Source organism: Streptomyces sp. NPDC005017 (assembly GCF_042873115.1).
GTDB lineage: Bacteria > Actinomycetota > Actinomycetes > Streptomycetales > Streptomycetaceae > Streptomyces.
This window is the reverse complement of the sequence record NZ_JBIALD010000008.1, coordinates 116,868-138,887: the sequence shown is the minus strand read 5'-3', so window position 1 is coordinate 138,887 and position 22,020 is coordinate 116,868. Positions and strand designations below refer to the sequence as shown.

Genomic DNA, 22,020 nt, shown 5'->3' with positions numbered 1-22,020 from the left:
GCGCCCCGATGAGCAGGGACGTTTCTCCGGCCTTGGGCCAGAGCCGGTCGGGGTGGAGCAGGGCGGCGGTCGGCTGATACGGCGCCCAGCTGTTGCCGGTGAGGTAGGCCGTGATGTTGCCCGACAGCCAGGCGAGGTGGGACAGGGGAACGAGGACGGCGAGGACTGCCAGGAGGAGCCGGAAGACGATGTCGTAGCCGTCGGTGCTGTTGGTGGAGGTATTGGACAGAGCGCAGTTCCAGTGGTGCGGGGGCGAGGGACGGGGCGGCTACCAGATACGGCTTGAGGTCAGCCCGACTCGACCTGGAACGCCGCGGTCGTGAGGTCAGGCGGGGCGATGAACATGACGTCGACGGCGTCGGACACGGTCACCTCCGAGCCGGACTGCGCTGGCCGGGAGCGAGGCCGGCGGTCGTGGTCGGCTTCGGGGCCAGGGCTGAGGGGGCGTGCCGGGCGGCTGTGTGGATGTCGACAACGGCGTGGCCGTGGGTAGCCCAGTCCTCGAGGGAAGCCCATGCCTCGGCGTGGTAGACGGCGAGCGCGTCGTCGAAGACCTCGGTCCCGGGGCGGGCGTCTGCGGGCAGGCTGTCGCGGGTCTGCAGCCAATGCTCGTGGAGGGCGTCGAGCCGGTCGAGTGCGTCGCGTAGGGTGCCCAGCTGCCACACCCAGCGGTTTTGCACCGTGCGGGCGGGCAGGGCTGCGAGCTGGATCTCGGCGGTGGCGAGCAAGTGGTGCGCTTGCTCGCGGACGGCCTCGAACGCGTCGGCTGTGTCGGCGTCGCGCTGGCTGGCCCGCCGGCCGTAGGCGTCATCGTCGTACGGCCAGCCGTCGGGGTCGGTGTGCTGGTTGGAGTAGGTGTTCCAGGCGGCGAGGATGCGTTCGCTTTCCCGGAGGAAGGCGGCCAGATGGTCCAGCCGCAGCTGGTGGATCTCGTTCGGGGCAGGGGCAGGGGCAGGGGCAGGGGCGGTCTGGGGCAAGGGCTCTCTAGAGGGCTCGGCCTGGTGGAGGCCAGGTCGGGTGGTGGGCCGGGCGGTCTGGCCGCCAGGCGTGGTCAGCGGCCCTGGGCGGTGGCCCGGGAGACGGCGGCCGGGGCCGGGACGCTGCGCGTCGTCGGCGCTGCGCTGCGCCGGGCTTTGCGGGCGGCGGTTCGGGCGGCCTTGAGGCGCGCTTCGTGGGCGGCGGCGAGCTGTTCGCCCTGCGGTCCGCGCTGGTGCTGGGTGACCGAGTGGGGGACGTCGCACATGCCGCGCTGCACGGGCTCGTCGCTGGCCAGGGCGGCGGCGAACGCGGCGATCAGATGCCGGGGCATGGCATCGTCGAGGGAGGCGCGCCAGATCTGGTTACGGCCGCCGAGCCCGGTGGCGAGGGTGGCTTCCGCGGTCCAGAAGAAGCGCTCGGCGGGGGAGATGGTCCAGCGGCGCAGGCTCAGGATGCCGTCCGGATGCGCGGCGCTCTCGTTGCCCTTCTCGTCGCGCTCGTAGGTCCAGCCTGCCTTGGTAAGAGCCGGCCAGATCTCCGGAGTGGTCTCGGGTGCGGGTTGAAGCAGAGCGTCGGTGAGTGAGGCGAGGATCTCGACCGGGGTGTTGCCGCCGAACTCCGTGTACCAGCGCCGCTCTTCGGATCCGCCGCGGATGCGCCACCATGCTGCGTACGGTTCCGGTGCGGGTTCCAGGAGCAGGGTGTGCTGGTAGTCGGGGCTGGCGAGGATGACGTGGGGATAGTCCGGGTCGGAGTGGTTCTTCCAGCCGGCGGCGCGCAGGGTCTGGGTGATTCGGCGGGGATCGCCGGGTCCGGCCAGGTGTCGGGGGTGGGTCTCGAACCAGATCGTGTTGTGCGGCTCGTTGGCGCGGGTGGGGAAGTAGGGGGTTCCCGGGTTGGTCATGGCACGAGCCGCCGGGGTGTCCAGTGGGGTGCTGCCGCGTAGGGGTCGTAGTCCTGGCTGTCCAGGTAGGGGATATCCCAGTCCAGTACATGCCATGTACGGAAGTCCCGTGAGGCTGCCGCCAGTGTGCGCAGGATGCGTTTCGTCTCGTCCGTCCAGGGGGCCGCGACCTGCCGGGATATCAGGCGGTTGGTCTCCCACAGGATGTCCGACAGGAGCACGGGAGCACCGTTTTCGTCATCGAACAGTGGTTCCAGCAGGTCTTGGGCGTCTTCCACGGGAGGGTTGGCGCGCAGGAACACGACGAGCCGGGCGAGGGTGCGGGTCGCTTGCTTGATCTCCTCACGGGTGGGAGCCGGCGAGGTGATTGAGGACATGAGTTCCTTCAGGGGAGGGTTCACGGGCCGGGGGTCGGCTCGTAGTCGGGCTGGGGCGGGCGCTGTCCGGCGGGGGCGCGGGTGACGTCCGGGGCGAAGGAGCGGAACTGATCGTCGAGGCCGCTGAGAATGGCCGTCAGGTGGCGCATCTGGTCGAAGGCTTCGTCGCTGGTCTCTTGAAGTTCGTAGGCGTAGGGGTCCTGGTCGAGGAAGTCGTCGCAGATGTTGCCGACCCCTTGGAAGATCTGGGCGATCCGGTGCAGGACGCCGTTGTGGCGGTCGACGATCGGCGTCAGCGCGGCGGCGATGTCCTCGGGGCGTTCGGCCTGGTCGATCTGCTGGCTCAGGCGTACGAGGCCGGTGGTGATGGCCTCGATGTCGCCGGGCGTGAGGGCGGCGTAGGGCAAAGCGAGGGAACTTTCGGTCGTGAGTGGTCGGCTGCGGATGCCCGGTCAGCGGCGGGCACGTGTGCCGGGCGCGGCGTAGGGGCCCGCGGTGGGGGTGCGGCGGGGCCGGGTGGTGGCCCAGGAGTTGCGCGCCCAGGTGGCGGTGCGGGCGGCGGTGACCCGGGCCTGCTGCCAGGCGCTGAGTTCAGAGGGCAGCACGGAGACGGAAGTGGTGCGGATCCGATGGGAGGGCGGTACGTGTCCGCGCGGACGCATCACCGGCTGCGGGTCGGCCAGTGCGGTGGTGAATGCCTGGATGAGATGCAGGGGGGTGGTCGGCGTGAACGTGGCGTCCCAGGTCCGGCCGTGCTCGGTGCGGGCTCCGGCGAACCATTGGGCCTCTCCGGTGCTGGAGGTGTGGAACTGGACGAACGCGTCGCCGTCCGGGCTCGTGGCGGTGAAGTGCCGGTCGCGCTCGGTCCCCCAGCCCTGCTGCTGGAGCGGTGCCCAGACGTTCGGTGCGTGCGCGGAGCGGGTCTGGGTGAGCGCATCGGTGAACCCGGCGACGATCTCTACGGGGACCTGGCGGCCAAGGGCGGCATGCCAGGCGTCCTGCTGCGCGGTCGGTTTGCCGGAGATCGTCCAGCCGCCGGGCTGGGTGAACGGGTCGTAGCCGACGCGGACCGTACGGTCGGTGCTGTCGAAGACGATGCGGCCACCCGTCGTGGACTTGTCCTTCCAGCCGGAAGCGCGCAGGAACTCGGTGACGTGCCGCAGGTCGCCGCCACCGGCGAGATGACGGGGCTGGATGAGGTAGTGCGGCTCGGGCTGCTGCCCCGCGCCCCAGCCGGTCCACTGCCTTTTCATCGGCGCCGCCTGACGACGAGGGCGGAGGCGACCGGTTTCGGTGTCGCCGGCAGGGGCGGAGCTTCTGGGTCGGCGAGGGCGCCGAGCTGTTCGACGTGCTCGTCGAGGTCCGCGCCGATGCTGTGGAGTTCGTTAGCGGCGCGGCCAACCGCCAGCCAGACCTCGGGCGGGAGGATGCCGTGCTCGGAGTGGCGCTTGGCGAACTGCGAGCCGGTGGCCATCAGCGCGGTGAACCGGCCCAGGACACCCACGTGTTGGTCGAGGACGGTGGCGAGGATATGGGCGGCCTCGCGCGGCGGGGCGAGCGCGAGGTGTTCGGACAGCCGGCCTATCTGGTCGGCGATCTCCTGGGCGAACTTCACGGGGTGAACGGACGGGTCGGTCATGGGCCTCCTGGGTCGGGGCGGGCGGGGGACTTAGCTGTGGTGGCCGAAGCGGCGGGACTCGTCCAGGGCGGACTCGGGGCGGCCGGTGGCCACCGGGTTGGGCCTGCCATGGGGGCTCAGGACGAAGGCGCGCAGGTATCGGCGAAAGAGGAAGACGGCCAACCGGGGTGGACGCTCAGCACTGATCGAGGGGGGAGTGCGGCGCGATGCGAGAGGTACGGAAAGCTCCTGAACGAGGGGGCGAGGGGGACGTGATGGGTGTGGTCAGCGGGCGCGGGTGAAGGGTGTGCGGCCCGTGGCGGGCGGCGGCGCGGCGGGTAGGGCCCCGGCGAGGCGGCGGGCACGGGTTTCGGTGATCCGTGCTTCGAGCAGTGCCTGTTCGTCGTCATAGCCGTGTGGGGTCTGGGTGATGCGGGTGTAAGGCCCGCATCCGTACAGCGGTGTTCCGATGGCCATCCGCGGCAGCGGATCGGCGGAGGCGAGGCTGCGGGTGAACGCGGCAACGACACCGGGCGGGGTGTGGGTGCTGAAGGTGGCTGTCCACCAGCGGTGACCGTCGACCGTGCAAGCGGCGTGCCACGGTCGCGGCCCGCGGTTGTGTGCGGGTTCCTCGGTGAAGCGCACCACGCCGTCCGGTGACACGGCCGTGGGCGTGGGGGATGCGGTGTCCGTGGTCCATCCGGCCGTGTGCAACGGGCTGAGGACAGCCTGGCGGTGACGGGAGGCCGGCCGCAGCATGGTGTCCACGAGCGCGGTGACGTACTCAACGGGAAGGTGCGCGCCGAGCAATGCTGCCCAGTCCTGCCCGCGAGGGTTGGTGGCGCGCAGGCTCCAGGTCCAGGCCGCCCGGCGGCTGAGGGCGACGTGCAGACGGCCGTCAGCGCTGGCCAGGGCGGTGTGCTGGTCGATCGTGGACACGTCCCGCCAGCCGTGGCCGCGCAGCAGCCACTCGGTCAGGTGTTCCCAGTTGCCGCCGCCGGCGAGGTAGCCGGGCGCCGCCAGGACATAGGGGACGGTGGGGTGGGGCATAGGGCTCCTGCAGAACGGACCAAGGGCCTGGGTGAATTCAGCCGGCGCGGCGGGAGCTGCGGCGCCAGGAGGACGCATCGGCTGCGGGTGCGCGGGTGGCCGGTGCGGCGCGCTGGGAGTGGATCTCCGCGACGGCGCTGCGGTAAGCGGCTTGGTCGAAGAGGTAGTCGGGGATGTGGACGACGTAACCGTCCAGCAGCAGCGAGGGCACGGCGCGGGAGGCGAGCTGCTTCTTCTCTTCCTCGCCGAGATGGGCCGGGGCCTCGTGCCAGACGTAGGTCGGACCTGCGGAGCCTGCGGGCTGTGCGGTCTTGCGTTCGAAGCCGAGCCGGTCGAGCAGCGCGAGGAGCTGCTCGGGGGCGCCGGTGGGGGTGTCGGCGTGGACGGTGTCGGTCAGGGCCCGGCGGTAGATCTCGACGTCGGTGCCTTCGTCGTCGGCGCGGTTTCCCACGTAGGGGCTGCTCCTGTTCACAGATCGGGGCTAGCGCAGCCGGACGGGCGGCGCGGACTGGGGTATTGAGGGTGCGGTGGCTGCCGGGTTCGCAGTCGCTGTCGGCGGCATCGGCCGGCGGGCAGCTTGGTTGCGGATCTGCTCAATCCGCCACGCGTGCTGGGACAGGCTGCTGGTGGTGGTCATCAGCTGCTCTGTTGGATCCGGCTCGCCGCCAGCGTCGTGGAACCGCTCGGCCCACGGCGCCCACGTGGCGATCAGGGCCTGTACGAGACGAGGCAGCAGCCCGTCGTCGGGCGCGGCGATCTCGGTCAGTACGGCGGCGACCTCGCGATCGTCGTCGGCCACGCGGGCCCGTTCAGCGAGTTGGTCGAGGTAGCGGTGGGCGGCTTGCCGGTCGCCACCCGGTGTGCCGAGGGTGTTGAGCGTGGGGTCGAGATGAACGCTGAATCCGGCCAGGAGCAGCGCGTGGGCTGCGGCGGTGGCGCCCTGGCGCTGCTGCTCGACGGGCATGGTGTGCGGCTGACGGTGGTAATCGCCCCGCGGGCCCGGGACGGAGAGGAAGCCGCCGGTGGTCTGCAGGATGCCGGCCGCGCGCTGGTCGCCGCCAACGGCGACGACCAGCTGGGTTCGCGGGTCGCGGGCGATGGTGATGTACTCCAGGACGAAGAACTGCGGTTCGTCCTCGTGCGGTTGGTTCATCGTCCGCGGTGCGGGGACGTGATCGTCGGGGCCGGAGGCGCAACGGCGGTGGTGTCCAGGGCGGGCCGGGCCGGACGTTGGCGCAGGATCACGCCGATGCCCAGCTCGCTCAGCTGCGCGCCCGCCGCTTGGACGGACGCCGCCTGCACGGCGGTGTCGTCGCCGGACAGGACGAACACCTCTGTGTCCGTGTCGAAGACGAAACCGTTGGCCTGCAAAACCTGGGCGACTTCGGGCCGGTGGGGCTTCGCCACGTGCAGGGTGTCGCCGGACCAGGTCATCACCACACGCTCGGGCTCTGCGGGCGGTGCGGCGAGGCGGGCGGCGTTGTTGCGGACCTGGGCGAGGGCCTTGTCGTAGCGGGGCAGCAGGTTGTGGGTGATGTCCTCGGCGGCGCCGAACGGATCGGCGGCGACGGCGATGCCGTCGGGCTCCCGTACACCGCGGAAGGCTTCGGCGGGAGCATCCTGGGGGGCCATGGCGGCGATCAGGTAGCCCTCGCCGTGGCCGATGGGGTCCGCGATGAACAGGCAGGTGCCGTCGTCGCGGGTCAACACGGCGCAGTGGTCCACGGTGTGCCTGGCCAGGGCGTCGGCGACCTCGTTCATGTCCCACACGTGGTCGGTGAGGGCGTCGTGGTCGTTGTCGCCTCCGCGGTCCGGGTGGTACTGGCTGGTCCAGGTTCCGGGCAGTTCACCGGCGAGGACGGCGGCGAAGGAGCCGAGGTAGCCGGTGTCGGTGTCGGGGTCGTGCATGGTCTCCTCGGGGAAAAGGGTCAGGGGTTAGCGCCGCCGGCCGGCTGGAGCCGGTGCGCTGGGGACAGGGCCAGGGGCGGTGGAGAGGGCGCAGACGGCGGATGCTTCGTGTTTGTCCGTCCGGCCTCGGCGGTGCGCGCTCGGCGCTGGGGATGGTCCTGGTGCCGGTCGGCGAGGTCACTTGGATGTGCGCCAGGTCGGACCGGATGAGGCCGAGTCGGTGCTCGGCGAGGTAGTGCAGCCGCTTCGCGGTGTATGGGTCCGGCGGCTGGCCCAGGTCCTGGTACAACTCGGCGGTTCGCCGTGAGTACTTCGCCCAGGGCGATCTGCACCCCGTCGTGGGAGGTGGTCAGTTCGGTCAGCGCGTCGGCCACCTGGTCGGTCGTCGTGGCTTCGCGGATCCGCCCGGCGAGGTGGGCGATCTGGGCGCCGAGTGGCACATGGTGGCCTTCGCGCGTCTCGATGGCGAAGGCGTCGTCGCAGTCGACGGGGTAGCTGACGGCGCGCAGCCGGGCGACCGCGCGAGTGGCGAGACGTTTCTCCTCGGCCTCGTCCAGGCTGGCGGGGAGGCGGTGACAGGTCTTGTGCAGGCGGACGACGGGGACGAAACCGGCGCGCAGAGCCGGGGCCGGCGGCCCGTGCCGTCCATGCGGCATCGGCGCACAACTGCGCGGATTCCTGCCAGGTTGCCTCGAGTTCGCTCAGACGGGCGATCAGTTGGGCGGGCCAGTGGTCGGCGGGGATGGCTGCGGTGGCGTCAGCGCCGGCGCGCAGCAGCGTCAGGGCCCGGCCGGGGCGGCGGGTGGGGAGGGTCATCGGCCGCCCCGGGCGTCGTGGATGTGGACGAGCTGGTTGAGGTGGGTGAGGGAGTACCAGCCGCAGTCGAAGGGCCCGCTGCCGAAGGGCACCTTGGGCAGCACGTAGTCCTCCAGGGCGCGCCGGTGGATCAGGCAGTCGGGGCAGTGGTGGCCGCGGTGGATCATGTAGCGGGGGTGGGCGGTGATGAAGGTGCGGTCGCCGCCGGTCGGGTTGCGCAGCCGCCAGCCGTCCTCGTCGGTGGGCAAGTGCCAGGAGGGGGCGACGATGGTCATGATGTCGCCCGACAGGATGCCGTTGGTGACGCGTTGGGGGATCACGACCTGGTCGCCGGGGGTGAAGTGGGCGTGGGTGATGTCCCGTCGGGCGGTCAGCGTTTCCAGGGATGATCTCCAGGCGGCGGGTATGTGCGAGGGGCCGGGAGCGTCGGGCACAGCAGAGGGTCCTTCCACGAGCAGCACGGGGGCGGTGGGAGGCTCAATACTCCGGAGGATCCCCGGTTTCGGTAACCGGGGATTGTCGGGTATAACCGCTGGTCGGCTACCGGTACGGGTTCTCGGTGCCGCGGTCGTTGCTGGTGGCGGCGTCCAGGAGTTCGGGCAGGTCGGTGCCGTCGGCGTCCCTTTGGTCGATCCACCATCCGGCGCGGGTGATGGTGCGGACCTTTTCCTCCAGCACCGCCCAGTCGGCCTCGTTCCAGGTGCCCTCGGTGACCAGTGCGGCGTAGGAGCGGGTGACCAGCTGGTGGCGGCAGCGCTCGCCCCAGTCCCGGGCGCGTTCGGTGCCCCCCAGCGGCGGCATCTCGAACTGCTCGGCCCACACGGTGGCGGCCTGCTGTTCCTCGGCCCGCTTGGCGGCGAGCCACTCTTCCTTGCCAGCGGCGTCGTTATCGCGAGCGGCCTTCCAGCAGTCGGCGCAGTCCTTCGACGCGAGCCAGCGGGCGAAGCCGGCGCGCTGGTCGGCGGGGCGGTCGGACAGGTCGTGAACGACGTCGTGGGTGCAGGCGTGGGTGACGGTCCAGCGCATTTTAACTGACATGTACAGGGTCTCCTCGTGTCGGGGTGCGGCGCGGAGCGCCGGTGGGTTCAGTGGGTGCGGGCGGGGCGCGGGTGCCGCTGGGTGAACTGCTCGGCGGCGAGGTCGAGCAGGTCCATCTGGCGCCGCCAGGACCGCGAGGCCGCGGCGGTCAGGACACTGTCGATGCGGGGGTCGAGGGTGCTGACGGCATCCAGGCCGGCGGCGCGGGCAACGGCCAGGCGCAGTTCGGCGTCCACCCAGGCCCGGTGGTTGGCCGCCGGGACCGGGGTGTCGTCGTCACGGGGGCCGGCCAGGCCGACCAGGTAGTCGCTGGCGCCGGTGAGGATCTCGGACAGAGGGATCTCGTCGGCGGCCATCCAACGTCCGTGCTCCAGCAGCGTGACGATGGCGCAGCGCAGCAGGGTCAACTCATCGCGGTGCGGTGAGGTGCAGATCCCGCAACTCCAGTTGTGGCAGTCCCAGGAGGCCGTGGACAGGTGGGGCAAGGCGAAAGGGCCTTTCACAGGTAGGGGATGGGAAGCGGGGCGGTGGCGACGTCCCCGGAGAGGCGGGGTGTGTCGGCCTCGGGCCATCGGTGGCCGTGCCCACTTGGGGGACCGACGACCGTGCCGCTGTCGCTGGGATGGAAGCGCCGACGGGGTGGGGCGACGGCGGTGGGTTCAGCGGCCACCGCGGGCGGCGATGCGGTGGCGGGCGGCGGCGAGGACGGTGAGGGCAAGGACGGCTCCGGCCGCTGGAAGGGCCGCGGCGGCGATGCGGTGGGTGGCGAGGGCCCCGGCCAAGGCGGTGCCGACGGCCTGCCCGACGCCGACCGAGGCGGTCAGCCAGGCGTACGCTTCGGTCCTGCGCCCCGTTGGCACGAGGACATCCGCGGTCGTGAAGCCACAGGCGATCACCACGGTGAGGAACACGCCCGGCACGGCGACCACGACCGTAGCCGTGTGCGGGCCAGGTTGGGCGAGCAGCGGCAGCCACCCTGCCAAGAACCCGGCAGCGGCCGAGAGCAACTGGACGAGGGGCGAGCCCGGCCAGGCACGGCGGGCGTAGAACAGGCCACCGAGGAAGCTGCCGGTGGCGAAGGCGGCAGGGATCAGCCCGGACAGCATCTCTATGTCGTGCACTTCGGCCATGGCCACCGCCCACATGTTCATGGCGCCGAGGGCGATCCCGAAGCCGCCATGGGCGAGGAAGACCAGCGACAGGGCGGTGCTGTGCAGCCCGGCCGCAGCGGAACTAACGGTGTGCTGCGGGCGCCAGGCGCGCGACGGTGGCGCGGTGAGTACCACGGTCGTGCCGACGAGGCCGAGCACGACGGTCCCGATGATCGCCGCGGGGGGACCGGAGACGGTGGCGAGCGCGGCCACCAACAGCGGACCGGCGATGTAGAGCAGCCCCTGGGAACCGGCATCGAGCGCGAGGGCAACCCGGCGCTGGCCAGGATCGGGCAGGACGGTGCTCCACAGGGATCGCAGACCTGCCTCCAAAGGAGCGGAGCACAAGCCCGCGAGCACGACCGCGCAGAGCGCGACCATCGGATGGCCCCCGACCAGCAGGAGCAGCAGACAGCCGGAGCTGAGGAGCGCCCCGGGCGCGGACACCAGTATCTGGCCATGGCGGTCCATCAAGCGGCCCTTGACCGGCTGGGAGAGCGCACCAGCCAGCCCGTACAGGGCACTCAGCAGTCCGGCGGAGGCCAGGGAGGCGCCTTGGGAGGTGATCAGAAGCACGATGGCGACGGGTGCCATCCCGTTGGGCATGCGTCCGACGAGAGTGCCGCCGAGCAGCCGGGCAACGTGCCGGCTACCCAGCACAGCGCGATAGGACGTCGAGGCGGCGGCTGGTGACTGGGCCGGCGCATGATCAGTGGTGGTCAATTGCGGGGAGAAGTTTCCGTTCAGGGGCTCAGCGGCGCGGTGCGGAGCTGTAGTTGGCGGGTGAAGGCGGTGCGGGAGGCGGAGTCGTACGGATTCCACCGACCGGGCGTTTTAGAGGGCGGCCTGGTGATGTCTCGGAGTGATGACCGTGACTCGGTAGTCACGGGCGGCCTGGTGAAGGTGGGCGAGGGCCTCGCGAGCTCTGGTGGGTTCGTCCAGCGGCGAGGGTGGATGCCGTCGGTATCCGTGGTGAACCCCGCGAGGTCCAGGGCCGTCTTGGCCCACCGGCGGCCGTCCCCGGTGGGGAGGGCGACGATCGTGCGGTGGTTGCTAGGTAGAGGGTGATCTCGGCGAAGGAAGTCAGGTCGGTGTCTTTCGTCTCGTGGCCGTACGTCAGCGGCGGCTGCCGCGGCGGGTGGGCTGTGCGGTCATCGCAGCCTTCGTACGGTGCGGTGCCGAGGGAGGCGCGGACGTACTGGATGGGTGGCTTTGCAGGTCCGGGTCGAGGTCGACGGCGTAGCGGGCGGCGGCGAGCATGTCGGCCGCCCAGGTGGCGCGTTCGTTCTCCCAGGCGCAGCCCATGTCAAACGGGAGACGGACCCACTGCCCGCGCAGGGTGGGGTAGGTGTCGAATCCGGCGCGGGCCAGGATGCTCGCTGCGAAGGCGTCGCAGGGGCCCTCGACCTCGACCTCGCCGCCAAGGCCGCGGGTGATGCGGATCGGTGTGCTGGTCATGCTCGCCTACCTCGCCCGGGGCGGGCGGACGGACCCATGGCGGTCCCGGGGACGGTGGTTGGCCGGGTTGCGTGCCCGGGCGTGGCGGTGAGAGGGGAACCGAGGTGCGGAGGGCGTGCGGCGGCGGCTTGCGCGAGGCGGGCGCGGCGGTCCCTCAGCCCCTGCTGCGCGGTCGGTTGGGGCGGGCCGGGGGTGAGGGTGGGATCGAGGGTGGAGTCGGCGTGCACTTGGTAGCCGTGGTGGCGCAGGTCCTTCACCGCCTGGCGGGTGCGGCGCAGGCCGTCCTGCTCGGGGTGAGTGAGCCGGTACAGGCCCGGAGTGTTGGGCACCGGCACGAACTGTTCGCGGGTCAGGAACCAGTCGGCCAGGTGGGGTTGGATGTGGGCCGTGGCTACCGCGACGAAGCCGTGTTCGGGGTGGGCGCGGAAGTGGAAGTGGTCGGACAGGGACGGATCCTTTCTGCTGGTCAGCGGCGCACGGATGACGGCCGGGTGCTGGGAGGCAGGGCGGCCTTGGGTGCGGGTGGGGTTCCGTCAGCGAGAGGCTGTAGGGGTCCGCCGGGTGTGGCGGCTTCGGCGATGCGTACGAATGCCTCGCTCTCGGCGAGCCACGTCTCGATGGCCGGCACCGCCTCAAGCCCGAGCCGTGTGCGCACCTCGACCGGTGGCAGCAGGCGGGCGGAAGGCTGGGCGGAGGCGGGGTTCTGGCTGTGCCGCCAGGCATCGAGTGCGGCCTGGCTGGAGGCGAGAGCCTCGCTCAACTGCGCCACGGTGTCGGTGTCGGCGGAACGGTCGGTGACCGCGCCTTCGCACTGCTGCAGCAGGCCGGGTGCGTGGGTGAGGACTGCTCGGAAAATGCGCCAGGCGTGCTCGGCGAAGGTCTTGTTCACCTCCACCATGTCGTGACCGGTGAGAGGGGTGCCGTCGCTGGAGCGGCCGGATTCCCAGATCGCCGTCACGGCGTCGTACTCGTCGCGCAGTTGGTCGAGGGCTGAGACCACGGCGTCCAGACGCCGTGCGTGCAGGGCCCGGTGGCATGAGGGCAGGAACGTATCCGCGATGGCCTTGGCCGCCGGGTCCGGCTGCGGGGGGAGCGCGATTCCGGGCGGCGCGTAGGGGTTGTCGTAGCTGTTGTCGAACTCCTCGTGGGAGGCGACTGCTCCGACCAGATAGCCGAGTCGGGGATCCTCGTCCCGTTCGGCGAGCAGCAGCTCGATGCCCGTGCTGCTGGTGAGCTTCGCCGCGTACGGCACCCGCTGCTCCTCTACCGTGCGGACGAGTTCACCGCGGTCCCACAGCCAGGGCAGCAGGTCTGTCTGCCAGATGGGGTGGCTGTAGATCTCGACCTGGGCGGTCCACGTCCCGGGCAGTTGCGCGGCGATCCGGTCAGCGATGTCACCGAGGTACGGGCGGGGGCTGACGTCCACGGTGGTGTGGTGGCGGTGGGCGAGAGGCAGCAGCTTCGCGGCGGCAGCCGGGACGTCGGGCCCGGGAGCGTGGTAGCTTCCGTCGCCCCGTTTGGTGAATCCGGACTGTTCCAGGGCGGTGCGGGCCCACCGGTACTGCTCGCCGTGGGCGATGGCGACCAGGCCGGCGGTGCGGCTGTAGGCGAGAGTGATCTCGGCAGGGTGGTTCGGGGGCATCTCGGGATCTTTCGGTGGACTCAGTGGCGGCTCGGCTGCCGGGTCTGCGGGAGGGCAGTCGGCTGGGTCCGCAGGCCCGCCGTCCGCAGCATGGATGGCGTCGTCCGCGTAGATGCCTCGCGCAGGGCGGTGGCGGTGTGGCGCAGCCGGGCGCGGGCCGCGACGTATTTCTTGGCCGTCATGATCCGCAGGACCTCGGGGTCGTTGCGCAGATGCGAGTGGGCGAGGTCCTCCACGGCTTCTCGCTGGAAGCCGGTCGTGGCGAAGGTCAGGGCCTCGGCGAGCATGTCCAGGGCGCTCGCGATACCTGCGGTGGCTCTGGTGAGCCGGACCAGGGCGACGCGTTCGGGCGGGTAGACCGTCTGTGGTGCGGTGAACCGTTCCTGCGCACGTTCGGCGGCGTGCTGCAGGTGGTGGGTCAGGATGCCGATGTCGTCGGTGAGCGTGACCAGGTCGACGGCCTCGGGACTGGTGGGGAATTGGGCGGCCAGCTCGTCCAGACGTAGGGCCAGGTAATCCAGGGTGGCCTGGCTGATGGAGGAGGACATCAGACGACCCCGGCTGCATCGCTCGTCTCCCGCGCGGAGAAGGCGGCTCGCAGGCTGCGTCCGTAATTCCATGCGTGCCGCCGAGCAGGCGACTCCAAGACGTCGTACGAGTCATGGCGGGTCATCTGACCTGGGTGCTTGCGGTACCGGTAGACCGGGACGGGCAGCAGGATGCCCGGGGCGAGACAGGTGACGCCGATCGCGGCCATGTAGTCCTCGCCCTGGACGAGCCCGCCCATCGGGGCGGCCCGTACGAGATCGGTGCGCGCGAGGATGGTGGTCGGCCCGAGCGGGATGGTGTCCTCGGGCTTCTTCCAGTACGTCCATACGTCGCCGGCCTTGTGCCGGCCGGGCGGTGTGGGGCAGCGCCACAATGTGGTCGTGCCGTCCGGGCGGAGGTCTTCGCTGTATCCCGCGCACCAGCCAAGGCCGGTCGTCTCCAGGGTGTGCAGCCGTACGGCCAGGGCGTCGTCGGCGAACTCGTCATCGTCGTCAGCCCAGTTGACATACGTGGTGCGCACTTCGTTGAGCGCGAGGTTGCGGGCGCAGGCGGCGCCGACCGGCCGGGGCAGCGCGATAACGCGGACGCGCGCGTCGTCGGTGAGGGGCGCGGGCAGGCGGGTGGGTTGGGCGCCGTCGAGCGTGATCACCACCTCCCACGGCACGCTCTGCCGGGTGAGGCTTTCGTGCAGGGTGGTCAGGTAGCCGAGCCGGTCGGGCTGCAGCCGGGTGGCGATGACGACGGTGATCTTGGCGGTGGGGGAGTGCAGGAGGTTCTCCGCGGAAGAAGAGGCGAGAAGGGGTCAGCGGTGAGGCACGGTCCGAGGCGTGGCGGCCGACACGGGGGCGGGCGTGGCGGTCGGTGTGCTGAGGGCGGCGGCTCGGGGCGGCAGGGTCGCAGGGACCGGCTTGCCGGGGCGCCAGCGGTAGGTGCCGTTGCTGAACCGCGCGCGGGGGTCGGTGTCCCAGGCCACGACGGGACCGCGGGCCTCCGCGTGGAGCGGGATGACTTCGATGCCGTACGGGTGCAGGACGTATCCCCAGTCCAGGCCCCTGTCGGACTTCTCGGTGACGGTCCACGGTTCCGGTTCGGCTGCGCCGCCGGTGATGACGTGGACGTCGTCGAGTTGCTTGCTGGGGTGTTCGTCGCTGCCGACGAGTTCGGCGCGCAGTGGCTCGGGGGCGCCGTCGAGGAGGTCGGTGCCCAGCTGGGACCAGCCCTCGGGTGCTCCGTCGATCAGATGCCGGCACAAGGCATCGAGATCGCCGACGAAGCGGTACTGATGGGCGCCGAGCAGCAGGGGCAGATGGTGGCTGGGGTAGCCGTCCCAGTGGACGTATACGCCGGCGTACCCGGTGTCGGTGGGGCGGGCGATGAAGGAGCGGGTAGCCAGGGGTTCTCCAAGGGCGTTCGGATGGTGGGTGGTTGACGTCCGTACGTCAGGGGCGGCGGCGTACGGGTTGGGTGCCGGGGCCGTCGGCGGCCCGGCGGTGCGGCTCGATGACGGCGGGCGCTGGCGCGGATCCCGTGCCGGGCTGAGAGTCGGAGAGCGGGCCGGTGACGGCTGCCAGGGCCCGGTTCAGGCTGCGCAGCGCGGCGGCGTGGCCGAGCGCGGCGCTCAGCTGGCTCTCGACTGGGGCGGTTGTGCCGGGGCGCGGGGTGAGCCGGTGGGTGTCGGCGAGGCCGATCACGGCCGTGCTCAGGTGTGTTGCGGCACGGTTGCTGTGCGCGAGCGCGTTGGCCAGCTGGGACAGGTACGCGCGTCCCGCGTCGCTCGTCGCGATGGAGCCGTCGGTGGACTGGCGCAGGTCGGCGACGAGGCCGGAGGCCAGGTTGTACACGGCGACGAGCTGGTCCAGAACGGGCCCGAGGGCAGCGTGTGCCGGACCGGTCTGCGGCGGGACCAGGCTCGCGGCCGTCTGCATGATGTGGCGCTGCCAGTAGGCCAGGCGCGCGTCGATGAAGGCGTCGTCGGCAAGACTCATCGGCGCCTGCCCGGGTGCGGGTCGGCCCGTGGCGGCACGGGCCGGTCGGCGGTTGGTGCCGGGCTGTGCGGGGGCCGGACGGCCACGGTGAAGTAGAGGCTTTCCAGGCGTGCGACGCTGCGGTGGAGCTGGCGCGAGGCCTGCTCGGGCGGGAGGTCCTGCGGCAGGTGGCACTCGCCCGTGGCGGGGTCGAGAAGGAAGCCGCCGTAGGCGAGGAGGTGGATGAGGGCGCGGCCGTAGGTGCAGGTGATGCGCGGGCGGGCCTCGGCATCGAACCGGATCTCCACCCGCAGACGGCCGGGACTCGCGCGGCGCCACGCCGGCATGGCCGCGAGACGGTAGTCAATCAGGAAGCGGCGGTGTACGGCGGCTGCGGCGCGGGCGGGATGCGCTGGAACGGCGATGCCGCGCGGGGCATCCGGCAGGCCCTGGACGTGCTCGTGGCTGGTGCCGGCGGGCAGCATCGGCAGCACCAGGTACTGGTCCGGGCGGTGGGGGCGGGGCATGACGTACAGCTGGAGTCCGTGCGGGGACGTGAGTACGCATCGCTGCACGTCGGCGGCTTCGAAGGCGGTGTACGCCAGGGGGCCGCTGTCCCAGATGCGGTTGCTGGCGGCGTCCTGGGCGATGAGCGTGGTCGCCGGACCGGGCTGCCAGCGGCCTGGCAGGCGGTCGGCGAGCGCGGTGGCGAACTCGGTTACATGCAAGGGTAGTTCCTCCTCCGCGTGGCTTCTGGGGCTGCAGTGGTCATGCGGAGGTGGACAGGCCCTCGGCGTTGGTTCGGCGGCAGGTGTAGCCGATGAGCTGCGATTTGCCCGGCGTGGTGGGGACGGTGGCCACGTCGGAGCAGGTGAACGTGTACGTGAAGTGCGGGCTCGGGGTGGTGCCGAGCCAGGCGCGGTCTTCCTTGTCCGGCACGATCTGCAGCCCGGAGTGGGCGACGGCGTCGCGCTGGGTGTGGGTGTGCGCGAGGACCACGAGGGCACGGCCATCGGTTGTCTTGAGCGCGTAGCTGTCGGGGAACTCGGTGACGGCGGAGGAGAACTCGGTGGTGCCGCGGCTGCCGAACTTGTGGATCGTCTCGTCGTGGACCGTGATCTGCCGCTTCGATGTCTTCGTTGTGGCGAAGACCTTCTTGCCGGTCAGGTCGTCGCCGGTTGAGAAGTTGTCGATCACGGCGGCACGCAGCACGTCGGCGGGGGCGGCGACGGCCTTGGGGGAGGTCGCGTCGATGGCGGTGGCGTAGCCGTCTGCGTCGAGGGCGATCTTCGGGACCTGCTTGGGGTCGTCGAGGTCGACGGCGGCGACCATCTCCCACCGCTGCGCCTTGGGCTGCTCGGCCATGATTAGGACGCGGGTGTACTTGTTGTTCTTGCCGCTGTAGGTGACGGTGGCGAACCACTTGGGCTGGCCGGCGGTGAAGCGGGGGATGTAGACGTCGGTGGCGGCGAGGTTGTACGACCACGGCTTGTACTTCTCGCGGTCGGCCTTGGGCAGGCCCTCGTCCTGCTTGTAGTCCGCGACCGACATCGCGTACAGGGGACCGTCCTCGATGGTGTCGAGGAGCTTGCGGTTGTTGTCGGCGTTGGCCTCGTTGTTGATCTTGGAGTAGTGGGCCATCTGGGCGAGGGCCTCCTTCTTCGTCAGCTCCGGCTCGGCGGTCGGCGTGGGGGAGGCGCTGCGGGTGGCCGTGGCTGTGGTGTCGGCGTCGGTGGCGCAGGCGGTTGCGGTCAGCGCGATGGATACGGCGGTGAGCAGGAGGGCGGTGCGGCGGGCGGAGGTGTGCAGGGGAATGAGGGAGCTCCGGGGGAATAGCGGGTTACCGGGTACGGGATGCGGTGGCGGATGCCGTCGGCGGGAGCGGCGCGGTCAGGGCCGGTGCCACCCGGGTGTCGGCGGCGGCACGCAGGTGCTTTGCGGCGCGGGCGAGGCAAGTGCGGCTCTCGCCGAGCCGGTCCACGAGACCCTGGTGCGCGGCGGCGATCGCCCTGGTACGGGCGGGACCAGGTGCTTGGTGGGTGAGGTCGGCGAGGAGGCCGAGGTGGTGGACGGCGGCGCCGAGGGCGGCGAGCGCGGCGCCGGTGGGCTCGGCGGCTTGGGCGAGCGCGAGCGTGGTCCGGCGGTGGGTGGCCGTGACGCGGGTCGGGTAGCGGGCGGTGGCCCGGTGGCGGAAGGCGCTCTCCCCGGCCAGGTATCCCAGCAGGCGGGCCAGGTGGCGGACTTCGTCGTCCAGGATCTCGCTCAGGGCCGGGTCTGGTTGGATCTGGTCGGGGAGCGGGAGGTGGTCGGCCACGGTGTTGAGCCGGTCGGCCACGTCGTGCAGCAGCATCCGCTGGTCAGGATCGGACAGCGGCAACTCCAGGATGTGCGGGGCGTCTACCGCCGCGCTGAGGACGGCGTGCCTGCCGTCGGCTGCGTGCCGGGCGCCGCTGTGGGCGGGCGGGTCGGTGGGCCCACCGAGGCGGTGGCAGTGTGGCGGAAGTTGACGCCGATGCCTTGGGCGGTGAGGAGCCGGACGGCGGTCTGGATCAGCAGGGCGCGGTCGCTGGTGCTGTAGGAGGCGGGCAGCACGAACGCCGACTCGTGCGGGCTGTACTGGAAACGGCAGCCGTACAGCACCATACGGGCGTCTTCGGGCACCGACTTATACGGTGCGCCCACGACCCCGTCGGGGTACCAGATCAGCGTGAGGGTCTGGGCGACCTCCGGTGCGGGCAGCCGGTGCGGGGGCTCGGGCTGGATGACGGCGTTGTGACGGACCGCGTCCATGGCCTGCCGGTAGCGGGGCAGCACGCGGCGGGAGACCGCGGCGGCGGCTCGGACCGGATCGTCGGGGATGGCGATCCCGTTCGGCCCGTCCACCATGCGGAAGTGGTGTGGCTTGAAGCCCTCAGGCTCCAGCGGGGCGACCAGGTACTGGCGGGGCGAGCGGGGTCGTTCGATGACACAGAGCTGTGCGTCGTCGGGCCCTTCGAGAAGCGAGACGGGGGCGTCGGGGAAGTCCAGGACGGCCGAATTGGCGGGACCGCAGTCCCACACGCGGTCGGCGATCAACCGGTGGTTCTTAGGAGGAGGGAAGCCTTCGTACTTGCGGTACCACTGCCCAGGCAGGTGCTGGGCGAGGGCGGTGGCGAAGGCGGATGCGTCGGTGCGGGATGGGGGCATGGGTTCCTGAGGCGCTGTCAGCGGGTGCGGCCGGAGGACGGTCCGGCGGGCGGGGGCGCCGATGCCGAATGGCTGGGCGTGCTGGGGGCGGTGGCGTAGTAGTCGGCCACCGCTTCCTGCCAGCTCCGGCGCCGGGGGACGGCGAGGGCCTGCATGCGTTCGACAGCGACGTGCAGGTCTTCTCCGAGCCGGCGCAGCGTGAGCGCGGCCGATTGGAGGTCGTGGTAGAGGTCGAAGCCGTCTTGGCGTTCGGATGCCTTGGCCGTCTTGGCTGCCGCTTCGAGGAAGCCTTCGAGTCCTGGGAGGAGTCCCTCGGTCGGCTCCAGGACCTGGTGGAGGAGCTGGGCGGCTTCGTCGTACGAACGGGCTGCGTTCAGCCGGTCGATGAGATCACGCACGGCCTGGGCCGCAGAGCCTGGGGCGGCAGGGGAGTCGGGCTGGGGTGACAGGCGGGTTTCTCCGGTTTCAGCAGCGGGCGATGATGATGCTTCGGTCAGCGCCGTGGCCCACCCGGACCTGACTGCCGCCCGGGCGGGGGTGGAGTCGGAGGCGTGTCGTGGGCTGCGCGGCCCTGTTTGGAAAGCGCGTCGAGGTCCGGGGGCGGGTCGTAGTGGGCGCGCAGGATCTGCAGGTCGGCGTCGGCGGCCATGGCCACGGCGGTCTTGATCCGGCTGGCGGCATCCCTCAGCAGCTTGGGCGGGGAGCCGGGGGCGGCACCACGGTTCTGCCGGCGCCATTGCGCGGCTGCGGCCAGGTAGTCGACGACTGCGTCGAGGAGGGGTTCGGCGGCATCCAGCAGGGCGTTGGTGACCGCGCTGAACTCGGCGGGTGTCTTGGCCGCGGCCAGTGCCGTCAGGTACGGGTCCAAGTCCGGCACGGGCAACGGCTTGTCAGGCAATGGGTGTTGGGCGCGGAAGCCTTCGGCGTCTCGCTTCGCCCAGCGGTACAGGTCGTCCCTTGTGGCCGAGCGAGTGTGGTAGGCGCTGATCTGGTCGGCGGTGCGGCCGACGTTGTCGTACAGCTCGAAGTCTGGGTGCTGCAGTGTGGTCTTCTTTCTGCTGGTGAGGGCTTCGGTTCGCCTCGTCGGGCTTCTAGTGCATGCGGGCGTCGGTGTCGAACAGCGTCATCTCGTGGGGGTGGAGTTGATGTTGGACGATGAAACTGCGGCCCGCGACCTTCCACAGTCCGCGTCCGCGGTTGAGATGGGCGATGGCCTCGGTCTCGACCGTGGTTAGGCCCAGCAGGGCTGCTGCGGCGTGGAGTTGGTCCGTTTCCTGGCGGTAGATGATGCGGGTGGAGCAGTCGGCGAGGAGACCCTCGGCGAGGGCGCGGCCTTGTGATCCGGCATCGCCGGCGGTGAGCAGGTCACTGAGCCGGTGGATGACCATGAGGTTGGCGATGCCGAGGCCACGGCTCAGCTTCCATTGGGACTGCATGCGCTGGAGGAGTCCGGGGTGGCGCATGAGGCGCCAGGCTTCGTCGTAGACGATCCAGCGTCTGCCGCCGTGCGGGTCGGTGAGGGCGGATTCCATCCAGGCGGACGCGCAGGTCATGGCGAGGACGAGGGCGGTGTCGTCGCCGGAGCCGCCGAGCCGGGACAGGTCGATGGTCAGCATCGGCGAGGTGGGGTCGAAGGCGACGGTGGAGGGGGCGTCGAACATGCCGGCGAGATCGCCGTGGACGAGGCGGCGCATGGCGTGGGCGAGGTCCCGGGCGGCGTCGCCGAGACGGCCGGACATGAGACCGGCTGCGGCGTCGAGCTGGTCGGGGTTGTTGAGGGTGGCGGCGATGTCGCCGAGTAGCGGTGTGCGGTGAAGGGCGGCGGCCTGGGTGACGACCGAGTCGAGGGCGACGTCGAGCGCGGTGTGCTCCATCGGCATCAGGTCGCGTCCCAGGACGGTGCGGGCGAGGGAGCCGAGCAGGAACAGTCGGCGCTTGCGGATCTCGCCCGCCCAGTCGGCCTCCGGCACACCGGCCGGGCGCGGGGCTGCGTCGAGGGGGTTGAGCTTGCCGGGCAGGCCGGGGCCGAGGGCGATGGAGGTGCCGCCGAGCGCGGAGGCGACCGGGGTCCATTCGCCCTTGGGGTCGCAGGGCACGTAGACGCGGTAGCCGTGGGCGATGGAGCGCAGGGCGAAGGACTTGGCCAGTGCGCTCTTGCCCTGGCCGATCACTCCGGCGAGCAGGACGTTGGGGTTGGTGAACCCCTCCAGGCGGCCGTACAGGGCGAAGGGATCGAAGGTGAAGGAGGCTTCGGCGTGGACGTCGCGGCCGATGTAGATGCCCTCGGCGCCCAGGCCACCTTCGGCGAGGAAGGGATACGCGCCGGATGCGGTGGCGGTGGTCATGCGGTGCTGCGCCAGCTTCAGCCTGCTGCCGCGGGCGGAGCCGGGTCCGGGACGGCCTCGGGGCGGGTACAGCGGCGGCGGCATCTCGGGCTCGACGGCTTCGCGGCTGTCCGGATAGGCAGCGGCTTCGGCGCGGGCCTTGGCGGTGGCTTCGGCGAGCTGGCGGCGGGCGCTCTTGCGGCTGGCCCGGTCGGTGCCGTGCGGGGTGAACAGGGGGCTGGCGCTGGCGTGGCGGGCTTGGCGCGCGGGCCGGTGGGTCATGACGGGATGGCTCTCACGTGACGATCTCGGTGCGGGGGCGGGGCTCAGACGGCCGGCGAGGCGCTGAACTGGTGCTTCCAGCAGTCCTTGCCGTCGCTGTTCCAATTGAGGTGCAGTTCGCCGCGGGCGGGGGTTACTGGCTGCAGGCGGTGGTGCGGCCGTGCAGTTGGGTGTTGAGGTCGGTGGGGGTGGTCTTGCGGCGGATCGCGTGGGAGGCGGCCAGGTGCCGCTGGCAGATGGTCAGCACCAGCGGACCCTCCGGGAGACGCTCGGGCCGGCACTCCTCGCTCGCGGAGCCTTCTTGGTCGGCGGGCACGGTGTGGAAGGCGTCGTGGACGGCGGCGGTGGCCTGCCACAACCGCAGGTGCGCTGCGGCCAGATGACGCCCGGCGGCCGGATGCGGGGACCGGGTGGCGTCGGTGAGCTGGTCGAGTAGCTGGTGGGCGGCGGTGAGGTGGGCGTGCAGTGTGTCCAGGTGCAGCCGGTCGGCAGGGGCGCCGGGCACGGTGTGGGCGCGGGTGTGGTGGCGCAGGCCGGCCGTCGCGGCACGGAGGTAGGGGTGCGCATCGGCGGGGCGGGGTGCGTTCAACGGGGTCCTTGGCGCCGCAGAGCGGCGAGGTCAGCGAGAGGGGGAACGGAGCACAGGTAGCGAGGCGATGGCGGGTGGCCGTATGCCGGCGAGCGCCGTGTGGCTCGTGGCGCTGTGGGCAAAAGGTGTCTGTTCGGGTCGCAGATCGACATACTCACGGGAACGCGCAGCCCGGGATGGCTCCGC

The 22,020-nt window shown here is 71.3% G+C and carries 29 protein-coding genes; all 29 read right to left on the bottom strand.

All coding sequences use genetic code 11. The annotated features are described in order from the left end of the window. Nucleotides 1-368 precede the first annotated feature (368 nt). The 29 genes from ACFYR0_RS14800 to ACFYR0_RS14660 all read right to left on the bottom strand — a co-directional run bounded on the left by ACFYR0_RS14800 (nt 369) and on the right by ACFYR0_RS14660 (nt 21,834). Nucleotides 369-977: a hypothetical protein gene (locus ACFYR0_RS14800; protein ID WP_389326688.1), complete on the bottom strand. Its 609-nt coding sequence runs from the start codon at nt 975-977 to the stop codon at nt 369-371. 74 nt (nt 978-1,051) lie between these two features. Then, nucleotides 1,052-1,882 carry a DUF317 domain-containing protein gene (locus ACFYR0_RS14795; RefSeq protein WP_389326685.1) on the bottom strand — a complete coding sequence of 277 codons (831 nt, stop codon included), beginning with the start codon at nt 1,880-1,882 and terminating at the stop codon, nt 1,052-1,054. Continuing rightward, nucleotides 1,879-2,259, bottom strand: coding sequence for a hypothetical protein (locus ACFYR0_RS14790; protein WP_389326682.1), 381 nt, complete (start codon nt 2,257-2,259; stop codon nt 1,879-1,881). Before ACFYR0_RS14790 ends, ACFYR0_RS14795 begins: the two co-directional genes overlap by 4 nt. Before the next feature lie 20 nt (nt 2,260-2,279). Continuing rightward, complete coding sequence (locus ACFYR0_RS14785; protein WP_389326679.1) at nt 2,280-2,666, bottom strand: hypothetical protein; 387 nt, start codon at nt 2,664-2,666, stop codon at nt 2,280-2,282. A 45-nt stretch (nt 2,667-2,711) separates the two neighbouring features. Further along, nucleotides 2,712-3,512 carry a DUF317 domain-containing protein gene (locus tag ACFYR0_RS14780; RefSeq protein ID WP_389326676.1) on the bottom strand — a complete coding sequence of 267 codons (801 nt, stop codon included), beginning with the start codon at nt 3,510-3,512 and terminating at the stop codon, nt 2,712-2,714. Continuing rightward, nucleotides 3,509-3,898, bottom strand: coding sequence for a hypothetical protein (locus ACFYR0_RS14775; RefSeq protein WP_389326673.1), 390 nt, complete (start codon nt 3,896-3,898; stop codon nt 3,509-3,511). The genes ACFYR0_RS14780 and ACFYR0_RS14775 overlap by 4 nt, the downstream gene beginning before the upstream one ends. A 264-nt stretch (nt 3,899-4,162) precedes the next feature. Continuing rightward, nucleotides 4,163-4,927 carry a DUF317 domain-containing protein gene (locus ACFYR0_RS14770; protein ID WP_389326670.1) on the bottom strand — a complete coding sequence of 255 codons (765 nt, stop codon included), beginning with the start codon at nt 4,925-4,927 and terminating at the stop codon, nt 4,163-4,165. A 37-nt stretch (nt 4,928-4,964) separates the two neighbouring features. Beyond that, on the bottom strand, nt 4,965-5,378 hold the full coding sequence (locus ACFYR0_RS14765) for a hypothetical protein (protein ID WP_389326667.1): 414 nt from the start codon (nt 5,376-5,378) through the stop codon (nt 4,965-4,967). Nucleotides 5,379-5,408: 30 nt separating this feature from the next. After that, on the bottom strand, nt 5,409-6,080 hold the full coding sequence (locus ACFYR0_RS14760; protein ID WP_389326664.1) for a hypothetical protein: 672 nt from the start codon (nt 6,078-6,080) through the stop codon (nt 5,409-5,411). Continuing rightward, nucleotides 6,077-6,835: a hypothetical protein gene (locus ACFYR0_RS14755; protein ID WP_389326661.1), complete on the bottom strand. Its 759-nt coding sequence runs from the start codon at nt 6,833-6,835 to the stop codon at nt 6,077-6,079. The genes ACFYR0_RS14760 and ACFYR0_RS14755 overlap by 4 nt, the downstream gene beginning before the upstream one ends. An 812-nt stretch (nt 6,836-7,647) precedes the next feature. Continuing rightward, entirely contained in the window at nt 7,648-8,085 is a 438-nt protein-coding gene (locus tag ACFYR0_RS14750; protein ID WP_389326658.1) for a hypothetical protein, read from the bottom strand. Nucleotides 8,086-8,191: 106 nt separating this feature from the next. Then, complete coding sequence (locus ACFYR0_RS14745; RefSeq protein ID WP_389326655.1) at nt 8,192-8,689, bottom strand: hypothetical protein; 498 nt, start codon at nt 8,687-8,689, stop codon at nt 8,192-8,194. A 47-nt stretch (nt 8,690-8,736) separates the two neighbouring features. Beyond that, on the bottom strand, nt 8,737-9,174 hold the full coding sequence (locus ACFYR0_RS14740) for a hypothetical protein (protein ID WP_389326652.1): 438 nt from the start codon (nt 9,172-9,174) through the stop codon (nt 8,737-8,739). Nucleotides 9,175-9,348: 174 nt separating this feature from the next. After that, nucleotides 9,349-10,500, bottom strand: coding sequence for an MFS transporter (locus ACFYR0_RS14735; RefSeq protein ID WP_389326649.1), 1,152 nt, complete (start codon nt 10,498-10,500; stop codon nt 9,349-9,351). A 456-nt stretch (nt 10,501-10,956) separates the two neighbouring features. Continuing rightward, on the bottom strand, nt 10,957-11,298 hold the full coding sequence (locus ACFYR0_RS14730; protein ID WP_389326646.1) for a hypothetical protein: 342 nt from the start codon (nt 11,296-11,298) through the stop codon (nt 10,957-10,959). Beyond that, a complete protein-coding gene (locus ACFYR0_RS14725) occupies nt 11,295-11,627 on the bottom strand; it encodes a hypothetical protein (RefSeq protein ID WP_389326643.1) in 333 nt (110 codons plus the stop codon). Before ACFYR0_RS14725 ends, ACFYR0_RS14730 begins: the two co-directional genes overlap by 4 nt. Nucleotides 11,628-11,764: 137 nt before the next feature. Continuing rightward, nucleotides 11,765-12,940 carry a hypothetical protein gene (locus ACFYR0_RS14720; RefSeq protein ID WP_389326640.1) on the bottom strand — a complete coding sequence of 392 codons (1,176 nt, stop codon included), beginning with the start codon at nt 12,938-12,940 and terminating at the stop codon, nt 11,765-11,767. Nucleotides 12,941-12,960: 20 nt separating this feature from the next. Then, entirely contained in the window at nt 12,961-13,488 is a 528-nt protein-coding gene (locus ACFYR0_RS14715) for a hypothetical protein (protein ID WP_389326637.1), read from the bottom strand. After that, nucleotides 13,488-14,180, bottom strand: coding sequence for a glycosyltransferase (locus tag ACFYR0_RS14710; protein WP_389327084.1), 693 nt, complete (start codon nt 14,178-14,180; stop codon nt 13,488-13,490). Before ACFYR0_RS14710 ends, ACFYR0_RS14715 begins: the two co-directional genes overlap by 1 nt. A 111-nt stretch (nt 14,181-14,291) precedes the next feature. Further along, nucleotides 14,292-14,741: a hypothetical protein gene (locus ACFYR0_RS14705; RefSeq protein WP_389326634.1), complete on the bottom strand. Its 450-nt coding sequence runs from the start codon at nt 14,739-14,741 to the stop codon at nt 14,292-14,294. 187 nt (nt 14,742-14,928) lie between these two features. Next, a complete protein-coding gene (locus tag ACFYR0_RS14700; protein WP_389326631.1) occupies nt 14,929-15,474 on the bottom strand; it encodes a hypothetical protein in 546 nt (181 codons plus the stop codon). Then, nucleotides 15,471-16,181, bottom strand: coding sequence for a hypothetical protein (locus tag ACFYR0_RS14695; protein ID WP_389326628.1), 711 nt, complete (start codon nt 16,179-16,181; stop codon nt 15,471-15,473). Before ACFYR0_RS14695 ends, ACFYR0_RS14700 begins: the two co-directional genes overlap by 4 nt. A 40-nt stretch (nt 16,182-16,221) precedes the next feature. Then, nucleotides 16,222-17,094 carry a hypothetical protein gene (locus ACFYR0_RS14690; protein ID WP_389326625.1) on the bottom strand — a complete coding sequence of 291 codons (873 nt, stop codon included), beginning with the start codon at nt 17,092-17,094 and terminating at the stop codon, nt 16,222-16,224. A gap of 199 nt (nt 17,095-17,293) precedes the next feature. Continuing rightward, nucleotides 17,294-17,803 (bottom strand): hypothetical protein, encoded by a 510-nt coding sequence (locus tag ACFYR0_RS14685; protein WP_389326622.1) that lies wholly within the window; start codon nt 17,801-17,803, stop codon nt 17,294-17,296. Nucleotides 17,804-17,850: 47 nt separating this feature from the next. After that, entirely contained in the window at nt 17,851-18,639 is a 789-nt protein-coding gene (locus ACFYR0_RS14680) for a hypothetical protein (RefSeq protein ID WP_389326619.1), read from the bottom strand. 17 nt (nt 18,640-18,656) lie between these two features. Further along, a complete protein-coding gene (locus tag ACFYR0_RS14675) occupies nt 18,657-19,037 on the bottom strand; it encodes a hypothetical protein (protein ID WP_389326616.1) in 381 nt (126 codons plus the stop codon). Between the two features lie 95 nt (nt 19,038-19,132). Next, nucleotides 19,133-19,516 (bottom strand): hypothetical protein, encoded by a 384-nt coding sequence (locus ACFYR0_RS14670; protein WP_389326613.1) that lies wholly within the window; start codon nt 19,514-19,516, stop codon nt 19,133-19,135. 214 nt (nt 19,517-19,730) lie between these two features. Then, nucleotides 19,731-21,245: an ATP-binding protein gene (locus ACFYR0_RS14665; protein ID WP_389326610.1), complete on the bottom strand. Its 1,515-nt coding sequence runs from the start codon at nt 21,243-21,245 to the stop codon at nt 19,731-19,733. A 133-nt stretch (nt 21,246-21,378) separates the two neighbouring features. Then, the gene (locus ACFYR0_RS14660) at nt 21,379-21,834 is read right to left on the bottom strand and encodes a DUF6238 family protein (RefSeq protein WP_389326607.1); all 456 of its coding nucleotides are present in this window, start codon (nt 21,832-21,834) and stop codon (nt 21,379-21,381) included. Between the last annotated feature and the right edge of the window lie 186 nt (nt 21,835-22,020).

Bases quoted from the DNA above. Each gene is read 5' to 3' on its own strand.
- ACFYR0_RS14685 (WP_389326622.1), bottom strand. From the start codon at position 17,803: ATGCTGCTGCACGACGTGGCCGACCGGCTCAACACCGTGGCCGACCAC.
- ACFYR0_RS14780 (WP_389326676.1), bottom strand. From the start codon at position 3,512: ATGAAAAGGCAGTGGACCGGCTGGGGCGCGGGGCAGCAGCCCGAGCCG.
- ACFYR0_RS14665 (WP_389326610.1), bottom strand. From the start codon at position 21,245: ATGACCCACCGGCCCGCGCGCCAAGCCCGCCACGCCAGCGCCAGCCCC.
- ACFYR0_RS14775 (WP_389326673.1), bottom strand. From the start codon at position 3,898: ATGACCGACCCGTCCGTTCACCCCGTGAAGTTCGCCCAGGAGATCGCC.
- ACFYR0_RS14755 (WP_389326661.1), bottom strand. From the start codon at position 6,835: ATGCACGACCCCGACACCGACACCGGCTACCTCGGCTCCTTCGCCGCC.
- ACFYR0_RS14745 (WP_389326655.1), bottom strand. From the start codon at position 8,689: ATGTCAGTTAAAATGCGCTGGACCGTCACCCACGCCTGCACCCACGAC.
- ACFYR0_RS14690 (WP_389326625.1), bottom strand. From the start codon at position 17,094: ATGGCCCACTACTCCAAGATCAACAACGAGGCCAACGCCGACAACAAC.
- ACFYR0_RS14730 (WP_389326646.1), bottom strand. From the start codon at position 11,298: ATGACCAGCACACCGATCCGCATCACCCGCGGCCTTGGCGGCGAGGTC.
- ACFYR0_RS14770 (WP_389326670.1), bottom strand. From the start codon at position 4,927: ATGCCCCACCCCACCGTCCCCTATGTCCTGGCGGCGCCCGGCTACCTC.
- ACFYR0_RS14720 (WP_389326640.1), bottom strand. From the start codon at position 12,940: ATGCCCCCGAACCACCCTGCCGAGATCACTCTCGCCTACAGCCGCACC.
- ACFYR0_RS14680 (WP_389326619.1), bottom strand. From the start codon at position 18,639: ATGCCCCCATCCCGCACCGACGCATCCGCCTTCGCCACCGCCCTCGCC.
- ACFYR0_RS14760 (WP_389326664.1), bottom strand. From the start codon at position 6,080: ATGAACCAACCGCACGAGGACGAACCGCAGTTCTTCGTCCTGGAGTAC.
- ACFYR0_RS14700 (WP_389326631.1), bottom strand. From the start codon at position 15,474: ATGAGTCTTGCCGACGACGCCTTCATCGACGCGCGCCTGGCCTACTGG.
- ACFYR0_RS14790 (WP_389326682.1), bottom strand. From the start codon at position 2,259: ATGTCCTCAATCACCTCGCCGGCTCCCACCCGTGAGGAGATCAAGCAA.
- ACFYR0_RS14795 (WP_389326685.1), bottom strand. From the start codon at position 1,882: ATGACCAACCCGGGAACCCCCTACTTCCCCACCCGCGCCAACGAGCCG.
- ACFYR0_RS14715 (WP_389326637.1), bottom strand. From the start codon at position 13,488: ATGTCCTCCTCCATCAGCCAGGCCACCCTGGATTACCTGGCCCTACGT.